Source organism: Priestia sp. YIM B13490 (assembly GCF_042787735.1).
GTDB classification, from domain to species: domain Bacteria; phylum Bacillota; class Bacilli; order Bacillales; family Bacillaceae_H; genus Priestia; species Priestia megaterium.
Window position 1 is genome coordinate 277665 of record NZ_JBHZOT010000006.1, and the last position, 19242, is coordinate 296906.

General features: G+C 39.0%; 19 protein-coding genes. 13 read left to right on the top strand and 6 right to left on the bottom strand.

Going from position 1 to position 19242, the window contains the following annotated elements:
* The first annotated feature begins 84 nt into the window (after window positions 1–84).
* From ACFX4R_RS19510 to ACFX4R_RS19520, 3 genes are all read left to right on the top strand, one after another.
* Complete coding sequence (locus tag ACFX4R_RS19510) at window positions 85–711, top strand: FMN-dependent NADH-azoreductase (RefSeq protein ID WP_043977282.1); 627 nt, start codon at window positions 85–87, stop codon at window positions 709–711.
* Window positions 712–1119: 408 nt separating this feature from the next.
* Window positions 1120–2013, top strand: coding sequence for a LysR substrate-binding domain-containing protein (locus ACFX4R_RS19515; protein WP_043977279.1), 894 nt, complete (start codon window positions 1120–1122; stop codon window positions 2011–2013).
* 136 nt (window positions 2014–2149) lie between these two features.
* The gene (locus ACFX4R_RS19520) at window positions 2150–2581 is read left to right on the top strand and encodes a carboxymuconolactone decarboxylase family protein (RefSeq protein ID WP_016765843.1); all 432 of its coding nucleotides are present in this window, start codon (window positions 2150–2152) and stop codon (window positions 2579–2581) included.
* A gap of 37 nt (window positions 2582–2618) precedes the next feature.
* Here the strand turns inward: ACFX4R_RS19520 and ACFX4R_RS19525 are convergent, their stop codons facing one another.
* Window positions 2619–3821: an MFS transporter gene (locus ACFX4R_RS19525; protein ID WP_043977276.1), complete on the bottom strand. Its 1203-nt coding sequence runs from the start codon at window positions 3819–3821 to the stop codon at window positions 2619–2621.
* 129 nt (window positions 3822–3950) lie between these two features.
* Window positions 3951–4745, bottom strand: coding sequence for an SDR family oxidoreductase (locus tag ACFX4R_RS19530; RefSeq protein WP_025752640.1), 795 nt, complete (start codon window positions 4743–4745; stop codon window positions 3951–3953).
* 171 nt (window positions 4746–4916) lie between these two features.
* On the opposite strand from ACFX4R_RS19530, the gene ACFX4R_RS19535 reads away from it, so the two are divergent.
* Window positions 4917–5501, top strand: coding sequence for a DUF502 domain-containing protein (locus tag ACFX4R_RS19535; protein ID WP_043977273.1), 585 nt, complete (start codon window positions 4917–4919; stop codon window positions 5499–5501).
* 24 nt (window positions 5502–5525) lie between these two features.
* Here ACFX4R_RS19535 and ACFX4R_RS19540 read toward each other — a convergent pair whose 3' ends face one another.
* The gene (locus tag ACFX4R_RS19540; RefSeq protein ID WP_013085359.1) at window positions 5526–6398 is read right to left on the bottom strand and encodes a TetR/AcrR family transcriptional regulator; all 873 of its coding nucleotides are present in this window, start codon (window positions 6396–6398) and stop codon (window positions 5526–5528) included.
* A 269-nt stretch (window positions 6399–6667) separates the two neighbouring features.
* Here ACFX4R_RS19540 and ACFX4R_RS19545 point away from each other — a divergent pair, with 269 nt between their 5' ends.
* Both ACFX4R_RS19545 and ACFX4R_RS19550 read left to right on the top strand, forming a co-directional pair.
* On the top strand, window positions 6668–9778 hold the full coding sequence (locus ACFX4R_RS19545; RefSeq protein WP_043977269.1) for an efflux RND transporter permease subunit: 3111 nt from the start codon (window positions 6668–6670) through the stop codon (window positions 9776–9778).
* Window positions 9779–9814: 36 nt separating this feature from the next.
* Window positions 9815–9952, top strand: coding sequence for a hypothetical protein (locus tag ACFX4R_RS19550; RefSeq protein ID WP_014457868.1), 138 nt, complete (start codon window positions 9815–9817; stop codon window positions 9950–9952).
* Between the two features lie 33 nt (window positions 9953–9985).
* On the opposite strand, the gene ACFX4R_RS19555 is transcribed toward ACFX4R_RS19550, so the two are convergent.
* Both ACFX4R_RS19555 and ACFX4R_RS19560 read right to left on the bottom strand, forming a co-directional pair.
* Window positions 9986–10159 (bottom strand): YozQ family protein, encoded by a 174-nt coding sequence (locus ACFX4R_RS19555; RefSeq protein ID WP_013085357.1) that lies wholly within the window; start codon window positions 10157–10159, stop codon window positions 9986–9988.
* 111 nt (window positions 10160–10270) lie between these two features.
* A complete protein-coding gene (locus ACFX4R_RS19560) occupies window positions 10271–11257 on the bottom strand; it encodes an ABC transporter substrate-binding protein (protein ID WP_034648466.1) in 987 nt (328 codons plus the stop codon).
* A 179-nt stretch (window positions 11258–11436) separates the two neighbouring features.
* Between ACFX4R_RS19560 and ACFX4R_RS19565 the strand changes: the two genes are divergently transcribed.
* The 6 genes from ACFX4R_RS19565 to ACFX4R_RS19590 all read left to right on the top strand — a co-directional run bounded on the left by ACFX4R_RS19565 (window position 11437) and on the right by ACFX4R_RS19590 (window position 16439).
* Window positions 11437–12441, top strand: a complete 1005-nt coding sequence (locus ACFX4R_RS19565) for a FecCD family ABC transporter permease (RefSeq protein WP_043977266.1) — start codon at window positions 11437–11439, stop codon at window positions 12439–12441.
* Entirely contained in the window at window positions 12438–13487 is a 1050-nt protein-coding gene (locus ACFX4R_RS19570) for a FecCD family ABC transporter permease (RefSeq protein WP_043977265.1), read from the top strand. Before ACFX4R_RS19565 ends, ACFX4R_RS19570 begins: the two co-directional genes overlap by 4 nt.
* 26 nt (window positions 13488–13513) lie before the next feature.
* The gene (locus ACFX4R_RS19575) at window positions 13514–14341 is read left to right on the top strand and encodes an ABC transporter ATP-binding protein (RefSeq protein ID WP_013059664.1); all 828 of its coding nucleotides are present in this window, start codon (window positions 13514–13516) and stop codon (window positions 14339–14341) included.
* Complete coding sequence (locus ACFX4R_RS19580; RefSeq protein ID WP_043977262.1) at window positions 14331–15098, top strand: IucA/IucC family C-terminal-domain containing protein; 768 nt, start codon at window positions 14331–14333, stop codon at window positions 15096–15098. The genes ACFX4R_RS19575 and ACFX4R_RS19580 overlap by 11 nt, the downstream gene beginning before the upstream one ends.
* Complete coding sequence (locus ACFX4R_RS19585; RefSeq protein ID WP_013059662.1) at window positions 15091–15348, top strand: YusU family protein; 258 nt, start codon at window positions 15091–15093, stop codon at window positions 15346–15348. The genes ACFX4R_RS19580 and ACFX4R_RS19585 overlap by 8 nt, the downstream gene beginning before the upstream one ends.
* A gap of 173 nt (window positions 15349–15521) precedes the next feature.
* The gene (locus ACFX4R_RS19590; protein WP_043977260.1) at window positions 15522–16439 is read left to right on the top strand and encodes a proline dehydrogenase family protein; all 918 of its coding nucleotides are present in this window, start codon (window positions 15522–15524) and stop codon (window positions 16437–16439) included.
* A gap of 79 nt (window positions 16440–16518) precedes the next feature.
* Here the strand turns inward: ACFX4R_RS19590 and ACFX4R_RS19595 are convergent, their stop codons facing one another.
* Window positions 16519–16668, bottom strand: coding sequence for a YuzL family protein (locus tag ACFX4R_RS19595; RefSeq protein WP_230933763.1), 150 nt, complete (start codon window positions 16666–16668; stop codon window positions 16519–16521).
* A gap of 184 nt (window positions 16669–16852) precedes the next feature.
* Between ACFX4R_RS19595 and ACFX4R_RS19600 the strand changes: the two genes are divergently transcribed.
* Window positions 16853–19234 carry a 3-hydroxyacyl-CoA dehydrogenase/enoyl-CoA hydratase family protein gene (locus ACFX4R_RS19600; RefSeq protein WP_237075098.1) on the top strand — a complete coding sequence of 794 codons (2382 nt, stop codon included), beginning with the start codon at window positions 16853–16855 and terminating at the stop codon, window positions 19232–19234.
* Window positions 19235–19242 lie beyond the last annotated feature (8 nt).

Genomic DNA, 19242 nt, shown 5'->3' on the forward strand with positions numbered 1-19242 from the left:
GAAGGTATTTCATTATAAAGTCGTTCGAAACGCACGAAAAAAGCGAATAAAATAAGAGTATGAACAATCAGTGGAGGTTTTAGTATGAGTTATACTCTTTTTATAAAAGCAAATGACAGATCGGCAAGTGAAGCGGTTAGCATGAAATTATATGATGCATTTTTAAAAAGCTATCAACAATCGCATCAAGATGAAGAAATAATAGAGCTAAATTTGTTTAAAGAAGAACTTCCTTATTTAGGTGCCGACATGATAAACGGTCAGTTTAAATTAGCAAGAGGGCTAGAAGTGACGGCAGCGGAAAACAAAGCAGCAGAAACTGCTAATTCCTACTTAGAACAATTTGTGAGAGCAGATAAAATTGTTATTGCCTTTCCGCTTTGGAATTTTACTGTGCCAGCCGTGCTTCATACGTACCTTGATTATTTAAATCAAGCAGGCAAAACGTTTAAGTATACGCCCGAAGGTCCGGTGGGATTACTAGGCGATAAAAAAGTGATGTTATTAAACGCGCGAGGCGGAGTGTATTCAGAAGGTCCAGCAGCTGAGGTCGAAATGGCCGTTAAATATGTCAGCAGCGTACTTCAATTCTTTGGAATCACGGATGTGAACTCTGTTATTATTGAGGGACATAATCAGTTTCCAGATCGTGGGCAAGAAATTATTGAAAGTGGTCTAGAACAAGCAGCACAAGCAGCCAAAACATTTTAAATCATATTCGTAAAAGAAGACGGGACAACAGTATTTTAGGTGAAGGTATATCCGAACGATGAATCGTTCGGATTTTTTGATGTTATGGTAAGCGTAGGTTTCATGCATGTAGTAGCTTCTAGATGTTGATTGGAGGGCAAGGCGAAGACTCTTGCCGGAAAAGCGGAACAGGTGAGACACCGCAGGAGCGCAAGTGAAGAGGAGGCTCAGCGGTCGCCCGCGGAAAGCAACAGCGGTGTCACAAGCGGTCCATACCAGCGCCTTTATCCCATTTGTCCTTATTTAGATTAAATTGATTTATTATGTGTCCATCTTTTCTTTATATTTTTACTGTATATCCTAAAAAATAATAGGTAAAATGAATAAAAAATATAAAAGATATTCGCCTTATCTATAGGAGGAGCAGAGATGGATATTCGTCAGCTTAATTATTTTTTAGAAGTCGCTAAATTAAGGAGCTTTACTAAAGCATCTCAAAGTCTCCATATTTCACAGCCGACCTTGAGCAAAATGGTGAAAAACTTAGAAGAAGAATTGGAAGTAGAATTAATTGATCGGTCCGCAAGACAGATTGATTTAACGGATGCCGGGGAAGTGGTGTATGCGCAAGGACAAAAAGTCATGGCATCCATTGATGAGCTATCGACTTATTTATATGATGTGATGAATCTGAAGAAAGGAATGATTAAAATTGGAATTCCTCCATTGATTGGAGTTCTGTTCTTTCCAAAGATTATCAAAGGGTTTCAGCAGCTCTATCCAGATATTACGATTAAACTTATTGAATACGGAGCCAATCGTGTTCAAAAAGCAGTAGAAAAAGGAGAGTTAGACTTAGGTGTAGCGGTGCTTCCGGTAAATGAACATCTTTTTGATATTAATCCTTTTATCTCTGAAAAAATGCTTTTATATGTTCACCATTCCCATCCTTTAGCCTCTAAAACTCATGTGGAAATGAATGAATTGGCCCAAGAGAAATTTATTTTATTTAATGAAGATTTTACGCTTCACGACCGGCTTATTCATGCATGTCAACAAGCAGGATTTGAACCTAACGTAGCTTACGAGAGCTCTCAATGGGATTTTATTGGTGAAATGATTGCCGAAAACTTAGGAGTATCTATCTTTCCACAGTCCATTGCGGCAAAAGTAGATTCCTCTATTGTAAAAGCAGTTCCTATTACTAACCCTTCAATTTCATGGGATTTAGGATTGATTTTAAAAAAAGATAAGTATATTTCATATGCCTCTAAGCAATTTCTTCACTATATGAATGAACAGCATTCTGCTTTATATAGATAAAATGCATATGTTGTATTGAATATATGTATTTTACGAAAGAGAGAACGTGCGTTAAAGTAGATAGTGTAGAAAACATACAAGAAAACAAACATTGATTCCGCGCGGTGTCAGTAAAAAATACGGAGGTTGATTTTACATGGCACAAGATAGTTATCAAAAAGGTTTAGATAAATTAATGGAATATACATTAACGAGTAACGATGATATTTCAACTCATTTAAAAATTACAGAAGACTTAAAAGACCTAGCTCCTGACGTTGGGAAATATATTATTGAATTTGCCTATGGAGACATTTATTCACGACCGGGTCTAACCAATAAGCAACGAGCATTAGTTACCATTTCATCATTAGTCACTCAGGGTACAGAGCCTCAGCTTGAGCTGCATTTAAATACAGGTTTAACAGCTGGACTAGAGCCGAAGGAGATTGTGGAGAGCATTATTCAATTAATCCCATACACAGGCTTCCCTCGCGTGTTAAATGCTTTAAGCGTAGCCAAGAAAGTATTCGCTCAGCGTGACGTGGAAGTAGAGGCAGATGAAAAAGAGCTGGTAGAAAATAAATAATAAGCACAACAAAGACGCTCTAAAAGAGCGTCTTTGTTTATACGAGCTGCTTTTGTTTGGTTTCTTTTCCTAGAAAAACAACCGAACAAACACCGATTAAAATAGCTCCACAAAAGATTGAGAACGTAACGGTTAAAGACGTACCTTGCGTTGACATATATCCAACTAACAGCGGCCCTAAAATTCCTCCAATTCGTCCAAAAGAAGCAGCCATTCCAGCTCCTGTGCCTCGGATAGATGTCGGATATTGCTCAGGTGTATACGCGTATAAAGCACCCCAAGCACCTAAGTTGAAGAAAGACAACAGCATACCTGCTGTTAGCAGCAGCCAAAGTGACTCCGCATTTCCGAAGATATATGCGCTGGCAGCCGTACCTAACAGATATGTGACCAATACGAATTTTCGGCCCATGCGTTCAATAAACCAAGCAGCCGTATAATAGCCAGGCAGTTGAGCTAATGTCATAATCAATACGTATTCAAAGCTTTTGATCAAGCTAAAACCTTTAATGACCATGACGCTAGGTAGCCATAAAAACATGCCGTAATATGAAAATACAACGCAAAACCACAGAACCCAGAGCATAATGGTAGATTGACGATAAGGCTTAGACCACACGCTTCTTACATTGTCCGCAATCGACGGTTTCTTTTCTTTTGTCGCTTCCACAAACTGAGGAGAATCGGGCAGTTTAATGCGCAAATAAATGGCATAAAACGCTGGAATAGCCGTTAGGATAAGCGCTAGCTGCCACCCGTAAGCTGGGATTACAAAATAAGAAATAAGCGCTGCCAGTAGCCAACCGAACGCCCAAAAACTTTCTAACAGCACGACCACTTTACCGCGTTTTTCCGGCGCCACGGTCTCAGAAACAAGTGTAGAAGCAACAGGCAGCTCTCCTCCTAAACCCATTCCAATTAAAAATCGAAATACTAAAAAAGCAGCAAGGGTAGTAGTAAGAGCCGAAAGGCCGCTTGCCACTGAAAAAAGAACAAGAGTTACAATAAAAACAGTTTTTCGCCCAATTCGATCAGCCAGTAACCCAAACACCAAAGCTCCAACCGCCATTCCGATCGAGTTAACGCTGCCTATCCAACTCATTTCAGTAGGGGAAAGTCCCCATTCAGCGTGAAGAGCTGCAATGATAAAAGACAAAATGCCAACATCCATTGCATCAAAGAGCCACCCGAGCCCTGCGATGCCAAGAAGCTGACGTTCTGATAATTGTTTTGTTTTCATGTCTTCCTCCTAGAAGCAAAGAATTTTGCTTTAAGTTTACACCTGTCTTGACATAATGTCACGTCTATTTTAAAGAAAAAATTCAAACGGAAAAGCTCTATACCTACTGGTATAGAGCTAATTTTATTCTCACATTTTATCGTAAAGCATTTTTCCAGGCCACGTATACGCCATATGACCGCCGTCTACAGTAATGCAATCACCTGTCACATATGAGCTGTCATCAGATGCTAAAAATAATACAGCACCGGCTACTTCTTCCGGTTTTCCTAGACGCCCCATCGGATCGACCCATTCATATGCTTTTCTGAATTTTTTTCCTTCTTCAGCGCCTGATAAATCATCAAGAAGAGGTGTTTCGATTGTTCCAGGAGCAATTGAGTTAACGCGAATACCTTCACGAGCGTAGTCAATTGCCATGGTTCTTGTTAGGTTGGTAATAGCACCTTTCGCCGCGTTATAGCCAGAACGATCTAAGTCTGCTGCCAGTCCGGACACAGATGAATTATTAATAATCGATCCGCCATTTTCTAACATCAGCGGAATAACGTATTTGCTTACAAGAAACGTTCCGCGTAAATCTACCGACATTAAGCGATCCCAAAGTTCTACTGGATATTCGTGAAGCTTGCCGCCTTCTGTGTCTGTACCGGCATTATTAAAAAGAATGTCCACTTTACCAAATTTCTTTTCAATTTCTGCTGTGAATTCTTTTACTTTTTCTTCTTCAGCTACATCGATATAGTAGGCGTAGGCTTCACCGCCAGCATCTTTAATTTCTTGTGCTACTTTTTTCACACCGTCTAAATTAATATCGGCACAAATAACAACCGCGCCTTCTTTCGCGAAGCGCTCAGCGGTTGCTTTTCCTATGCCAGAGCTTGACCCTGTAATAACAGCAATTTTTGATTCTAAACGTCCCAATTGTATCCCTCCGAAAAAATAAATATATAAGTATGTATGTTCATGTACCCATCTATTATTTTGATAAAACGTCGCTAGTTTATACGTATGTGAATAAGAATAAAGAGGGGCAGCGAAAATAAATCCATTGTATAATGAACAGCAGTATGTTAGAAAAAATGAGGTGTTTGCATGAAAGCAATCATAAAAAGTTTTATTAATGGGCTCTTAACGATTGTTCCTATTATCCTCGTTATTTATATTTTGGTAAGAGTGTTTAATTTTTTAGACAGCATTTTAGGAAACGTATTGAAGCCCTACATGAAGCAGGATTATATACCGGGGGTTGGGATCTTAGCGACTCTTGTCTTAATTACGTTCTTAGGATGGTTATCAACTCGTTTTTTTGCAGGGAAAATCATTAACTTAATTGACCGGTTGTTAGAAAGAATACCGCTTGTTAAAACGCTATATATCGTCATTAAAGATACGCTTCAATCTTTTCTTGGAGAAAAAAAGTCCTTTTCAAAAGTAGTTTTAGTGATGATGCCCGGCACGTCAATGAAAGTCATAGGGTTTGTGACCTCTGAAGAAGTAGAAGAGGTGATTCACTCGTTAAAAGACCACGTAGCCGTCTATGTTCCGCAAACTTTTCAAGTAGCTGGTTTTACTTTTTTGATTCCAAAAGAAGAAATTGAATGGTTAGATATTAAGCCGGAAGAAGCAATGAAGTTCGTGTTATCTGGGGGAGTATCTAGTTCAAAAGCAGAAAAATAACAGAAGGCTTGTTGAAGCCTTCTGTTATTTTTGTTGGAGTAAGGCTGTTAAAAGATTAAGCGGTTCTTCCAACGGTTTAAGTTCCGTTAAATTTCCAACCATGCCTTTTACAATAGCAGCGGTAGGCTTATCTTTTTTTAGCTCCGTTTGTAAAATGTGAAAGCTGTCTGCGTGTTCATCAGAAATATGATCGCTGGTGTCTAGCAGATGTTTAATTTCCTCAAGAGCTTGTTTTACCTGCTCATTTTTACTGAGAAAAGTCGTTCTTTCCTTTCCATATATATCTTCACCAAAAGAAGCAGGAATAAGGGGACGAGGTTTTCTAGCTAATAAATCTTCTACTAATACATCAACTCGATCCATTATGTACTGTGCTACTTCTTTAAATGTAAGTTCGAATTGATTGAAGATAATAATTTCTAAAAAGGAATGATGAATACCTTCAATCATTTTCGTTAAATCCGAGATATAAGGAGTTACGTCTTCTCCGTATACGCTAACGAGGCTTTTGCGATGAAAGTAAAACGTTTCTCGCTGCATTTTATGAACAAAGGTCTCCACTTCTTTGTTAAATGGAATAGATTTTTCACGAATTTGCATGATAATAAAATCTCTGTGCTCCGTAATAAATTCATAGAAATAGATGAGCTGATTCATATAGCGGCTGCGGGCATCGTTTACTTCCTCGTCGAGAGCATAAACAGAGCTAAACAGCTTTTCATAGTAAAAGTTTAGAATTGATAATAAAAGTGCATCCTTAGATTTGAAGTGCAGGTAAAATGCACCTTTTGAAATGTTGCATTCATCTACAATTTCTTGCACAGAGGTAGCATTAAATCCTTTTTTTGCAAAAAGCTTAATCGAAGCTTCAATTATTCTCTTTTCTTTTTCTTTCATGTATTCTACCTCCTTTATTGAACAATTTAGCCATTCATTTCGTTAGATAATAGTATCATACACTAAAAAAGATAAAGGTATATATCAAAGTTAAAACCGGGAGTCAGTTCCTTTAAAAAACGATTTATCGTAAATATGTCTTTATTATGAACATGTTAGGAGAAAGCCTGCTTAGGGTTGACACTGACCGATTAGTCATTTATATTTTAAGTTGTTGTGACCGATCAGTCAATTTTATTAGTATACATATATTTGAAGGAGGATATGCATTGGGGAAGTTTATTAAATTTTCATTGAAAAATAAATTTGCAGTATGGCTGTTAACACTCTTTGTCATTATTGCAGGGCTGTATTCAGGGTTTAATATGAAGCTAGAGACCATTCCTGATATTTCAACGCCTGTTGTAACAGTCAGTGCAACTTATCCGGGAGCCACTCCGGAACAAGTGGCAGATAAGGTGAGTAAGCCGATTGAACAAAAGCTTCAGGGACTGAGCGGCGTTGACACAGTTAGCTCATCTTCTTATGAAAATATGGCTACTATTCAAGTTGAATATAGCTTTAGTAAAGATATGGAGAAGGCAGAAGACGAAGTTAGACGAGCTCTTTCAAACGTAGATCTGCCAGATGATGTAGAGGAACCAAATGTTTCAAGACAAAGCATTAGTGATTTTCCGATTATTTCATTAAGCGTTTCAGATGATAAAAAATCATTAGAAGAATTAACGAAGTATGTAAAAAATACTGTTGTTCCACAAGTTGAAAAAGTGCAGGGGATTTCTTCGGTCAGCGTGTCAGGAGAACAAGTTGAAGAAGCAGAACTTGTATTCAAACAAGACAAGCTCAAGCAGCTGGGACTCGATGAAGATACGGTGAAAAAGCTTATCCAAGCATCTGATGCAAAAGTGCCGGCTGGTACGTATACGATGGATGGATCTCAAAAATCTGTTGTGGTAGACGGAAAGATGACAACAGAAAAAGATTTGGAAAACTTAGAGATTCCAGCTGTGCCTAGTCAAGGAGCTGCTCGAGATCAGCAACAAGGAATGAGCCAGCAGCAGACACAAGGAGCCGTTCAGCAGGCGCCGTCCGCAGCTTCTATTCCCACTGTGAAATTAAAAGAAATTGCGGATATTAAAGTGACGGGGAAAGCAGAATCTATTTCTCGCACGAATGGAAAACCTTCAATTGCTGTACAAGTTGTCAAAGCGAAGGATGCGAACACAGTAAATGTTGTAAATGATATTAAAGAAAAAATGAATAGCCTAGAAAAGAAAAACAAAGACCTTCATGTTGACAATATTTTTGATCAAGGTAAACCGATTGAAGATTCTGTTCATACGATGCTAAATAAAGCTATTATCGGTGCGGTCTTTGCGGTTATTATTATTCTTTTATTTTTACGTGATATTCGTTCAACGATTATTGCCGTTATTTCGATTCCGCTTTCGTTATTAATCGCCATTTTAGCGCTCAAATCAATGGATATCTCTTTAAATATTATGACGCTCGGAGCGATGACTGTAGCCATTGGAAGGGTTGTAGATGATTCCATTGTCGTTATTGAAAATATTTACCGCCGCATGGCTTATCAGGAAGAAAAGCTTAAAGGAAAAGATTTAATTGTCGCGGCAACGAAAGAGATGTTTGTTCCAATTTTCTCTTCTACAATCGTAACCGTGGCCGTATTCTTACCGTTAGGTCTAGTAGAAGGACCGGTAGGAGAGCTATTCTTACCGTTTGCGTTAACCGTTGTTTTTGCACTGTTAGCATCACTGCTAGTAGCGGTAACACTCGTGCCAATGCTTGCTCATTCGTTATTTAAAACAAATGTAAAAGTAAAAGAAGAAAAACCAAGCAAACTAGCGCACGGATATAAGCGAATTTTGAACTGGACGCTAAACCATAAGCTTATTTCCTTTGGGTTAGCCGTACTACTGTTAGTAGGAAGTTTATTCTTAGTTCCTTCTATTGGCGTGAGCTTCTTATCATCCGATCAAGAAAAAACGCTGACGCTTACGTATACACCGAAAGCCGGACAGTCTCAAAGCGACGTAGAAAAAGCAGCAAATCGCGCAGAAGCGTACTTGATGAAGCGAGATGGTGTCAAAACGGTTCAGTATTCGTTCGGTGAAGGTAACTCTTTTAATCCGGGAAGCAAAAATAACGTTTTAACATTTGTGCAATATGACGAGGATACACAAAACTTTGATAAAGAGCAGGATAAAGTATTAAAAGCTCTTAATAAACAAGCGAATCAAGGTGAATGGGGCTCAATGAATACGGCGTCTAGCGGTAGCAATAATTCATTAAACGTCCTTATTTACGGAGATAGCTTAGATGAAATCAAACCTTATGCTGATAAAGTTCAGCATGTTTTAGACAAGCATAAAGAACTGAAAAATGTCGATTCTACGCTTTCAGATACGTTTGATGAATATACGCTAGTACCGAATCAAAAGAAAGCCGCTAAACTGGGCTTGTCTGCTAGTCAAATCGGCATGCAAATTTCGAACCTTGGCCAGCGTGAAGTATTAACGACTATCCAAAAAGATGGAAACGAAATTAACGTATACCTTCCAAAAGAAAAAGAGGATTTCTCTACTTTTACCGAACTTTCAAGCACAAAAGTGACCTCTCAAACTGGACAGGAAGTTACATTAAATGAAGTTGTCGATATTAAAAAAGGTAAAACATCGAATACGGTAACTCGCCGTGATAATAAAATTTATGCAGAGGTAAGTGCCGATATTAAGAGTGACGATGTAGGCGGCGTTTCTTCTAACGTTCAAAAAGAAGTGAAGAAAATTGATTTGCCAAGTGATATGGATATTAACTTTGGCGGAGCATCAGAGCAAATTAATGACTCATTTAGTCAATTAGGAATTGCTATGCTCGCAGCCATCGGTATCGTGTACTTCGTACTAGTACTGACATTTGGTGGAGGGCTAGCACCGTTTGCTATCTTATTCTCACTTCCATTTACACTTATTGGTGCACTAGTGGCGCTGTTAATATCTGGAGAAACAATCAGCATTTCTTCGATGATTGGAGCTCTTATGCTGATTGGAATTGTGGTAACCAATGCAATTGTTCTGATTGACCGCGTGATTCATAAAGAGCAAGAGGGTCTGTCGACGCGTGAAGCGTTACTAGAAGCTGGAATGACCCGTCTTCGCCCGATCTTAATGACAGCTATTGCAACGATTGGTGCACTGCTTCCATTAGCGTTTGGATTTGAAGGTGGAGGCCTTATTTCAAAAGGGCTAGGGGTTACGGTAATCGGAGGACTAACAAGTTCTACGCTGCTTACGCTCATTATCGTTCCAATTGTCTATGAGTTTTTTATGAAGTTTAAGCGCAAAAAAGTAAAAAAGTAGAAGCAAAACAAATTTCCGCTTTTGAGGTGAATAGCGATGAAGTCAATTGATAAACTAATGAAACAGCTGATTCAACAAGGAATTAAAGCAAAGAAAGTAACGATTGATAAATCAAAGCGCCAGCAGTGGATGTCCATGTCATTGCCTAAAACGGCATGGCAGCATTCAAAATAAAAAAGAGCTGACTTAGAGTCAGCTCTTTTTTTATTAACGATCTGTATCTTCAAATGATCCTTCTTGATAGGCATCGCTTACTTGCTCATGTGTTTCTGCTAGGCCTTGTGAGAGTGCATCTTGTCGGTTATAATCTTCTGTTTCGAACTGACGGTCAGCCATTTCATTTGTATCAGGCTGCTTTTTAGGCTGTTTTTTTGAATTCATTTTCACCACTCCTATTTAATAAAGTGAGACCACGGTTAGTGTGCGATGAAAGGAAATACATTATACATGCAAAAAGAGCTTCGGTTCGTCGAAGCTCTTTCTTTCATATTATTATTGTTTTTTATCTAAGAAGATTTTTTCAATATCATCAAGTACGATATTAGCTGCTAACACACCGCCTGCTGTATTCCAAGTAGCATCATCTACTTTATGAACATGGTCTTCTTGAGCTACTTTTAACTTTTTGAAAAGCGGATCGTTTATCCATTCTTTTTCAAGCTTTGTTGCTTCGCCGTCTCCCGTTTCATAAGAGAAGTAGAATAGCTGATCGCCGTCCATTGCCGGAATGCGTTCTTTTGTTGCATTCATTTCAGCAAAATCATTTTTGTCTTGAGATTCAGGGCGAGCAAAGCCAAGCTGATCTAAAATAACGCCTGAGAACGAATCTTTATGATAGATACGAACGTCTCCAGCTGTAAAGCGTACAACTGAGATTTTTTGTTTTAACTGATCACCAAGACGTTTCTTTAAATCTGCTACGCGATTGTCATAGTCAGCTAATACTTCTTTACCTTTTTCTTCTTTATTCACAGCTTTTGCATATAACTTAAAGTTTGATTTCCAGTCTCCGCGCAGCTCTTCAGAAAATACAGTCGGAGCAATTTGACTCAGCTGATCGTATACTTTTTCTTGGCGCATCTTATTTCCGATAATCAAGTCAGGTTTTAAAGCTGCGATTGCTTCTAAGCTTGGTTCGCTTTCTGTACCTACACTTTTAACGCCTTTCATCTGACCTTTAATATGGTCATACCACGGATTTCCTAACCATGATTGAACAGCACCCACAGGCTTTACACCCATTGCAAGAAGAGCTTCAGTACCTTCGTTTGTTAAAACGACCACTCGTTTAGGTGTTCCTTTAATCTCTGTTTTATCCATTGCGTGTTTTACTGTATAAGTTTCGCCAGAACCCTCAGTTTTTTCTTTTTTATTATCGTCAGCGCTGTTTGAATTACCGCAGGCTGCCAGCACAAGCAGTGTCATAATGGTAAGAATAGATAACAAATATGACAACTTGCCTTTAGAATATGTATTCACATCTCTTCCTCCTCTTAAGTGATAATGATTTTCATTAACAATTAAGATAATATTCTAACTTTTAAGCGGTGTCAATTAAAAATTGAAAATGATTCTCAAAATCATTGACACTTTTTTCAATGTTTCCTAAACTAAAGGTTAGATATATATAGGAATCATCTTAGAGGAGAGCAATGAAAATGATGCTACGCAGTGTTCAAATGAAAGTAATGGGGCTCATCATTGGAATCATGCTGCTTTTAATCTGTATTGGATTAAGTATCGTACTCGGATACACAGATACAAGTATCAAGACAGCATTTGAAGCTTTTCAAGCGTTTAACGGTTCGAATGAGCACATAGTTATTCAAAATATTCGATTGCCGCGCGCTATAATCGGTGCTGTGGTAGGTATTTGTTTAGGAATTGCAGGAGCAATGATGCAGGCGCTAACGAAAAACCCACTTGCTTCACCAGATATTATTGGTGTGAACGCTGGGGCCAGCTTTTTTATTGTTGTTGCAGTGATGATTTTTTCGGTCAATTCACTTCAAGCTTTTACATGGATTGCATTTTTAGGAGCGGCATTAACCGTAGTGGTTGTCTATTTTCTTGGGTCCATCGGAAAAGAAGGATTAACGCCTATTAAATTGACGCTCGCAGGAGCGGCTATTGCAGCCTTTTTCTCTTCTTTAACACAAGGTCTGCTGGCTGTCGATGAATCTTCACTTGATCAAGTTCTCTTTTGGCTGGCTGGGTCTGTTCAAGGGCGCAAGGTGGAAATGCTGTATGACATACTGCCTTATGTAGTGCTAGCAATTATTGTCACGTTTTTTATTGCTTCAAAAATTAATATTTTAACGATTGGTGAAGATGTAGCTAAAGGATTAGGTCAAAGAACGGCTCTTGTGAAAATTATAAGCGGGATCATTATTGCCATTTTAGCTGGTGGAGCCGTTGCAGTAGCCGGTCCGATTAGCTTTGTTGGAATCATTGTTCCTCATGTTGTAAGAGCAATTGTAGGACAAGATTATCGCTGGGTATTTCCCTATAGTGCGGTTGCCGGCGGGATTTTAATTTTATTAGCTGATGTTGCGGCTAGATATGTCATTATGCCTCAAGAAATCCCTGTTGGAGTCATGACTGCTGTTATTGGTACACCTTTCTTTATCTACATGGCAAGGAAAGGGGCCAAGGCGTCATGAAAACATACTTATCTCTTCGCTTAAAGCGGATTTCATTTTTAATTAACATAAAAGCAGCTTTGATTATCACTGGTTTTTCAGCTGCACTTATTGCTCTTTTTTTATTAAGTGCAGGTACGGGTGACTTATTTATCAATCCCTTTCGTGTGATTAACATTTTAGCGGGTCATGGACTGGAGTTTGAACGGTTAGTTGTTACCTCCTTTAGACTTCCGCGCATTATCGTTGCCATTTGTGCCGGTATTTGTTTAGCCATTGCAGGTGCTATCTTGCAGGGGCTTGTGCGAAATCCGCTTGCTTCACCAGACTTAATTGGATTAACAGGGGGAGCGTCAGTCGGTGTAGTGTTATTTTTGACACTATTTAGTGATAAAAGCAACTCGTTAACCGTAAGTATTAATTGGATGCCTGTTAGCGCATTTTTAGGTGCATTGGCAGTGGCGCTTTTACTTTATGTGTTTGCCTGGAAAAATGGCGTCTCTCCTATTACACTAGTATTAATAGGAATTGGATTAACAGCGTTAACGAAAGCTATGACCACGCTGTTTATGATTATGGGTCCTATCTATCGCGCAAGCCAGGCAAATATTTGGATTACAGGAACGGTGTATGGCTCAAACTGGGCCAGTGTTTCCGTACTAGTTCCTGTTACAATAGGGCTGGTTATAATCACGATTTTAATGATTCGAAATTTAAATGTTCAAGAATTAGGTGAAGAAATTGCGACTAACGTTGGAAGTCGCGTTCAAAAAAATCGATTGGCACTATTACTGATGAGTACAGCTTTAACAGGAAGCGCCGTTGCATTTGCCGGCGGGATTAGCTTTGTAGGATTGCTTGCTCCACATATTGCCCGAAAGCTGGTAGGTTCTTCGTTCGGAGCTTTAATACCGCTATCGGCACTAATCGGAGCGATTTTAATCACAGCAGCAGATTTAATTGGCCGAACATTTTTCTTGCCAATCGAAGTGCCAGCAGGTGTATTTACAGCTGCAATTGGCGCACCGTACTTCATTTATTTACTATACAAACAAAGAAACGTATAGCATTCTTTGTAGAAGGAGCGATTCGCATGCATTCGTTAGAAACAAAATCGCTAACATTATCATATGGAGAAGCGATGATTATAGATGAGCTTGACGTTACCATCCCAAAGGGTGAGATTACGGTTTTTATCGGCAGTAATGGATGCGGAAAATCTACGCTGCTGCGTTCACTAGCAAGACTATTAAAGCCACATGCAGGCTCTATTTTACTAGAAGGCTCTAAAATTTCCTCTCTTCCGACCAAGGAAATTGCAAAGCAGCTAGCAATTCTTCCGCAAGGTCCTGTTGCACCTGAAGGGCTGACAGTGCTTCAGCTTGTTAAACAAGGGCGCTATCCGTATCAAAATTGGTTCCGTCAGTGGTCTCAAGAAGATGAAGAAAAAGTACAAAATGCACTCGAAGCAACAGGGTTAGCAGACTTGGCTGATCGTCAAGTTGATTCGCTTTCTGGAGGACAGCGTCAGCGCGCATGGATTGCTATGACATTAGCACAAGATACGGATATTATTTTACTTGATGAACCGACAACGTATTTAGATATGACGCATCAAATTGAGATCTTGGACTTGTTGTTTGAACTGAATGAAAAAGAAAATCGTACCATCGTAATGGTGCTGCATGATTTAAACTTAGCCTGCCGCTATGCTCATCATATCGTGGCGCTTCAAGATAAAAAAATCTATGCACAGGGAAGACCAGAAGAAGTCATTAACTGCGATTTAGTACAGCGAGTCTTTAATATGAACTGTGAAGTGACGGTGGATCCGTTATTTGGAACGCCTCTTTGTATTCCTCATGGGCGCGGACGATGTATTGTGAATAAGCTGCGCGTTGAAACGCAGCATGCTCAATAAGAAAGAGCAAAGCGAGTTAGCAGAAAAATTCCGCTGTACGTTTAAAGATAACTCGCTGTATAGGTTGTCTCCCTCCAGCTGCATGGATGAAAGCACGCTGCGGATGCAGCTGCTATGGATTCAACAGACGATGGAGGCTGATAACTTGAGAGCAGCTGCCTCCATGTTAGCTAAGCGGTATAGCTTTGTTGTGGTGGCGGCTTTGTATTCATTTATTGTGTTTCAAAAAAAGATAAATGCATCGACTAAAAATGTTTCGTTGCATACAGAAGACGCTGAAACGATGTGGCTCCCAAAAGTGTTCATCTCAGAAACTGAGACGAAAGAAGTAACAGAGGACAATCGGAAAATTCTTCTTGATGAACTTCTTGATGAATTGTTTGCTCATCACATTGAGCGGATATGGTCGTCACTGCGTAAAGTGACAAAAATCTCGAAGCTGACGCTGTGGGAAAACGTAGCTGTTTATATCCACTGGCTTTGTGATTTGCTTTTAGCAAATAAAGAAATAGAAAATGTGCAAGTACAAAAGAATTTACGATATGTGTTGGAAGAAGCTGAGGGTCATCACTTTGGTTCATACCATCATAATCCGTTTGCTAGGTACAGTTCACCTCTTCAAGTAGAGAAGCAAAAGCAGGAGATAAGAGGTCGGCAAACGTGCTGTTTGTCTTACCAAACAGGAGATAAAAAGACTTATTGTCGAACGTGTCCGGTTATTTGTAAACCAAAGAAAGGAGTGATTGTGCATGAGTAAAACCTTTCAAGAGCAATTCGACGGTTTAATTGAAAAGTATACGGAACTAATGGTTGGTCAAAGTGACGAGCAGCTACAAGAAAAAGTAAAAATGTGGGCACTTTACAACCATATCTCAAAATCCATGCCGCCTTTAACCAAGCATTGGAATCAATTATACCCAGAAGCAAAAGCGGAAATGGTCGAGATTGTGAAGGAAATAAAAGAGCTGAATGAAGCGCATCGAGCGTCACAGCGAAAACCAGAATAAAAACATTCATCACAAAGCTGATGGATGTTTTTTTATCCAAAAGCTCTCGGTCGCTTTTTGGTTTTGTGTGCATACGTTAATAAAGGGTGCCTATCTAGTTTGAAAAATGGTAAAATTAATGATAATTAAATAAATTTTGTGAGGCGTATGACAAGTGAAGGCGGGGGGTTGCTTTGGAACAAACGATAAGAAACTTTTTTTTATTGTTATCAAAAAGCAAAAAGTTAACAAAGCTGGCTAAGCGCTATGGCTTACGTTTTGGAGCAGCACGTTTTGTTGCAGGGGAAACCATCGATGAAGCTGTTAGTGTGATAAAAAAGCTAAATGAACAGGGATTAAAAGTAACGATTGATTATCTTGGCGAGTTTGTGGAAAGTGAAGTTGAAGTGGATCATGCTGCAGCTCAATGCATAAAGGCCATTCACCTTATACACAAAGAAAGATTAGATTCAGAAATTTCTTTAAAATTAACGTCTATGGGACTAGATATTTCAGAAGATTTGGCGCTTCATCATATGCGGCGTATTCTTGAAGAAGCGGAAAAACATAGCGTATTTGTGACGATTGATATGGAGGACTATAAGCGATGCAGCAAGACGATTAAGCTATTTAAACAATTAAAAAATGAGTATGAACACGTAGGGACGGTGCTTCAAGCATACTTATATCGAACAGAAAGTGACATCCGTGAATTAGATGCTTATGCTCCTAAATTAAGGTTAGTGAAAGGGGCGTACAAAGAAGCAGCAGACGTGGCGTTTCCTGATAAAGAAGACGTGGACGAAAACTTTCAAAACATCATTGGACTTCACTTATTAAACGGTCACTACACAGCAGTTGCTACTCACGATGAACGAATCATTCAGTATACAAAAGAGTTTGTTAAAAAGCATGGAATTTCAATGAATCAGTTTGAGTTTCAGATGCTATACGGGATTCGATCAGAAAGGCAAGTTCAGCTCGTAGCAGAACAATATAAAATGAGAGTGTACGTTCCTTATGGAACGGACTGGTATGGGTACTTTATGAGGCGCCTTGCAGAAAGACCTGCAAATGTCGCATTTGTCTTAAAAGGAATTGTAAAAAAATAATAATGAAATGGTCGTGATGACAAAGTAAGAAATAATCAAAAATCGAACATGATTCGATTACTCATGTTCGATTTTGAGGTTAATGTTCTTGAGTGTTATGCTTTGTGTACTGTTGGTTTTGAGATGTCTTTTTGCCGCGTCCGTGCGGTTCATTGACCGGTCCAGCATTTCCTTTAACGCTTGCTGCGCTTACGCCTGCTGACGATGGATCCTTCTTTAATTTGCTCACAAAATCACCTCCTGTGTATTAAGATAACCAAACACATTAAAAATAGTTAGAGATAATATTGTGAATATATTGCGAAAATTTAAAAAATGTTTTATAGTAAAAACAGAGATTAACAGTGACTCTCTTTTTTTACGCATAAAATGAATGACCATTCATTCAATATATTAAAGGGGATGTGGGGATAATTATGAACATAAAAAAAGCCGCCGTTTTAGGTTCAGGAGTTATGGGCTCTGGAATTGCAGCTCATTTAGCAAATGTAGGAATTCCAACGCTTTTGCTAGACGTGGTTCCAACTTCATTAACAGCAGACGAGGAAAAAAAACAGCTAACGCTTGAAGATAGACAAGTGAGAAATCGGTTGAGTACAACTGCTCTAGCTAAATTAACGAAGCAAAAACCGGCACCTTTAACGTCGAAGTCATCACTATCGTTAATTACGCCAGGAAATCTTGAAGATCATTTACAGCAGTTAAGCGAGTGTGATTGGATTATTGAAGTAGTAGTGGAACGTCTTGATATTAAACAGCAGTTGTTTGAAAGAATTGACAGTGTACGAAAAAAAGGAAGTATCGTAAGTTCAAATACTTCAGGAATATCGATCCACGAAATGGCTAAAGGACGCTCAGAAGATTTTAAAGCGCATTTTTTAGGAACGCACTTTTTTAATCCACCGCGTTATTTAAAGTTATTAGAAATCATTCCAACTCATGACACAAAATCAGAAATTGTTGAATATATGAAAACGTTTGGTGAAGATGTATTAGGTAAAGGAGTAGTTATTGCAAAAGATACGCCTAACTTTATCGCCAACCGTATCGGTACGTATGGTTTACTTGTGACCGTTCAAGAAATGTTAAAAGGCAATTACAGTGTGGGAGAAGTTGACTCTGTGACGGGCCCCTTAATTGGAAGACCAAAAAGCGCAACGTTTCGAACACTAGACGTAGTGGGTCTAGACACATTTATTCATGTGGCCAACAATGTATTTGACAAAGTAGAAGGCAAAGAAAAAGAAGTGTTCGATGTCCCTTTATTTATGAAACAAATGCAGGAAAATGGCTGGCTGGGAAGCAAGTCAGGGCAAGGCTTCTTTTTGAAGAAAGGAAAGGAAATTTTGGAACTTGATCCTAGTACACTTCAATACGTCGAGAGAAAGAAGTTAAAAACAGCTTCTACCGAATTAAGCAAGCAGGCAAAAGGGCTGCAAAATAAAATGAAAGCGCTTATATATTCTGATGATCGTGCCGGACAGCTTCTTTGGAATGTGATCAGTCCCGTTCTTGTATATGCAGCACAGTTAAAAAATGAAATCGCCGACGATATCGTGGCCGTTGATCAAGCTATGAAGTGGGGATTTGGCTGGAAAATGGGTCCTTTTGAGACGTGGGATGCAATTGGTTTAGAAAAGTCAATTGAGAAGATGGAGCAGTCTGGTTTAGCAGTTCCGCAGTGGGTAAAACAAATGCAGGAAAATGGATTTACAAGCTTCTATAAAGAAATGGAAGGTCAAACGCTTTACTACGAAGATGAAGAGTATAAAGCGGTAAAAGAAAATAAAAAGGTGATTCACCTGTCATCTTTACGTTCTCAAAATAATGTCATTTTAGAAAACAGCGGAGCGAGTTTAATTGATTTAGGAGATGATGTGGCGTGCCTGCAGTTCACCTCTCCTAACAATGCAATCGGGCTAGATATTATTAGTTTATTAAATCAGTCTCTTGAAGAAGTGAATAAGAACTATAAAGGGCTGGTCATAGGAAATCAAGGGAAAAATTTCTGCGTTGGCGCTAACTTAGCTATGATTTTAATGGAAGCACAAGATGACAATTATTTTGAAATTGAATTTGTCATTAAACAATTTCAACAGGCAATGATGAAGGTGAAATACAATGAAAAGCCGGTTGTTGCAGCTCCATTTGCGATGACTCTTGGAGGCGGAGCAGAAATTTGCTTACCGTCAGCTAAAATTCAAGCTTCTGCTGAAACTTACATGGGCCTTGTAGAAGTAGGAGTCGGACTCATTCCTGGTGGAGGAGGTAATAAGGAGCTTTATATCAAACAGCTAAATGGTTTACCTAACGGTGTAACGCTCGATCTTCAGCAAATTGCCAATAAAACATTTGAAACAATTGCTACTGCAAAAGTATCTGCTTCTGCTGCAGAAGCTAGACAGCTAAACTTTTTAAATCGTCATGATGGCATCAGCGTAAACGGAGATCACTTGCTGAATGATGCGAAGAACTCAGTCCTTGCTTTACATGACACGGGCTATAAACCACCTGTAAGAACTAAAATTCCTGTGGTTGGAGAAACAGGATATGCAACGTTGCTGCTAGGAGCTCAATCCATGAAGTATTCAGGGTATATATCAGAACATGATTATAAAATTGCTAGTAAGTTAGCATTTGTGTTAGCTGGAGGACGTGTAGCGTTTGGTTCGGAAGTTGATGAAGAGTATTTGCTGGACTTAGAGAGAGAAGCGTTTTTAAGCCTTGTTGGAGAAGCGAAGTCTCAAGAACGTATGCAGCACATGTTAGTTAAAGGAAAACCACTGCGTAATTAAGGGGGAGA

What these genes read in the sequence shown, in the direction of transcription:
- ACFX4R_RS19510 (WP_043977282.1), top strand. Translation starts at nt 85, where the DNA reads ATGAGTTATACTCTTTTTATAAAAGCAAATGACAGATCGGCAAGTGAA.
- ACFX4R_RS19515 (WP_043977279.1), top strand. Translation starts at nt 1,120, where the DNA reads ATGGATATTCGTCAGCTTAATTATTTTTTAGAAGTCGCTAAATTAAGG.
- ACFX4R_RS19520 (WP_016765843.1), top strand. Translation starts at nt 2,150, where the DNA reads ATGGCACAAGATAGTTATCAAAAAGGTTTAGATAAATTAATGGAATAT.
- ACFX4R_RS19525 (WP_043977276.1), bottom strand. Translation starts at nt 3,821, where the DNA reads ATGAAAACAAAACAATTATCAGAACGTCAGCTTCTTGGCATCGCAGGG.
- ACFX4R_RS19535 (WP_043977273.1), top strand. Translation starts at nt 4,917, where the DNA reads ATGAAAGCAATCATAAAAAGTTTTATTAATGGGCTCTTAACGATTGTT.
- ACFX4R_RS19540 (WP_013085359.1), bottom strand. Translation starts at nt 6,398, where the DNA reads ATGAAAGAAAAAGAAAAGAGAATAATTGAAGCTTCGATTAAGCTTTTT.
- ACFX4R_RS19550 (WP_014457868.1), top strand. Translation starts at nt 9,815, where the DNA reads ATGAAGTCAATTGATAAACTAATGAAACAGCTGATTCAACAAGGAATT.
- ACFX4R_RS19555 (WP_013085357.1), bottom strand. Translation starts at nt 10,159, where the DNA reads ATGAATTCAAAAAAACAGCCTAAAAAGCAGCCTGATACAAATGAAATG.
- ACFX4R_RS19565 (WP_043977266.1), top strand. Translation starts at nt 11,437, where the DNA reads ATGATGCTACGCAGTGTTCAAATGAAAGTAATGGGGCTCATCATTGGA.
- ACFX4R_RS19570 (WP_043977265.1), top strand. Translation starts at nt 12,438, where the DNA reads ATGAAAACATACTTATCTCTTCGCTTAAAGCGGATTTCATTTTTAATT.
- ACFX4R_RS19575 (WP_013059664.1), top strand. Translation starts at nt 13,514, where the DNA reads ATGCATTCGTTAGAAACAAAATCGCTAACATTATCATATGGAGAAGCG.
- ACFX4R_RS19580 (WP_043977262.1), top strand. Translation starts at nt 14,331, where the DNA reads ATGCTCAATAAGAAAGAGCAAAGCGAGTTAGCAGAAAAATTCCGCTGT.
- ACFX4R_RS19585 (WP_013059662.1), top strand. Translation starts at nt 15,091, where the DNA reads ATGAGTAAAACCTTTCAAGAGCAATTCGACGGTTTAATTGAAAAGTAT.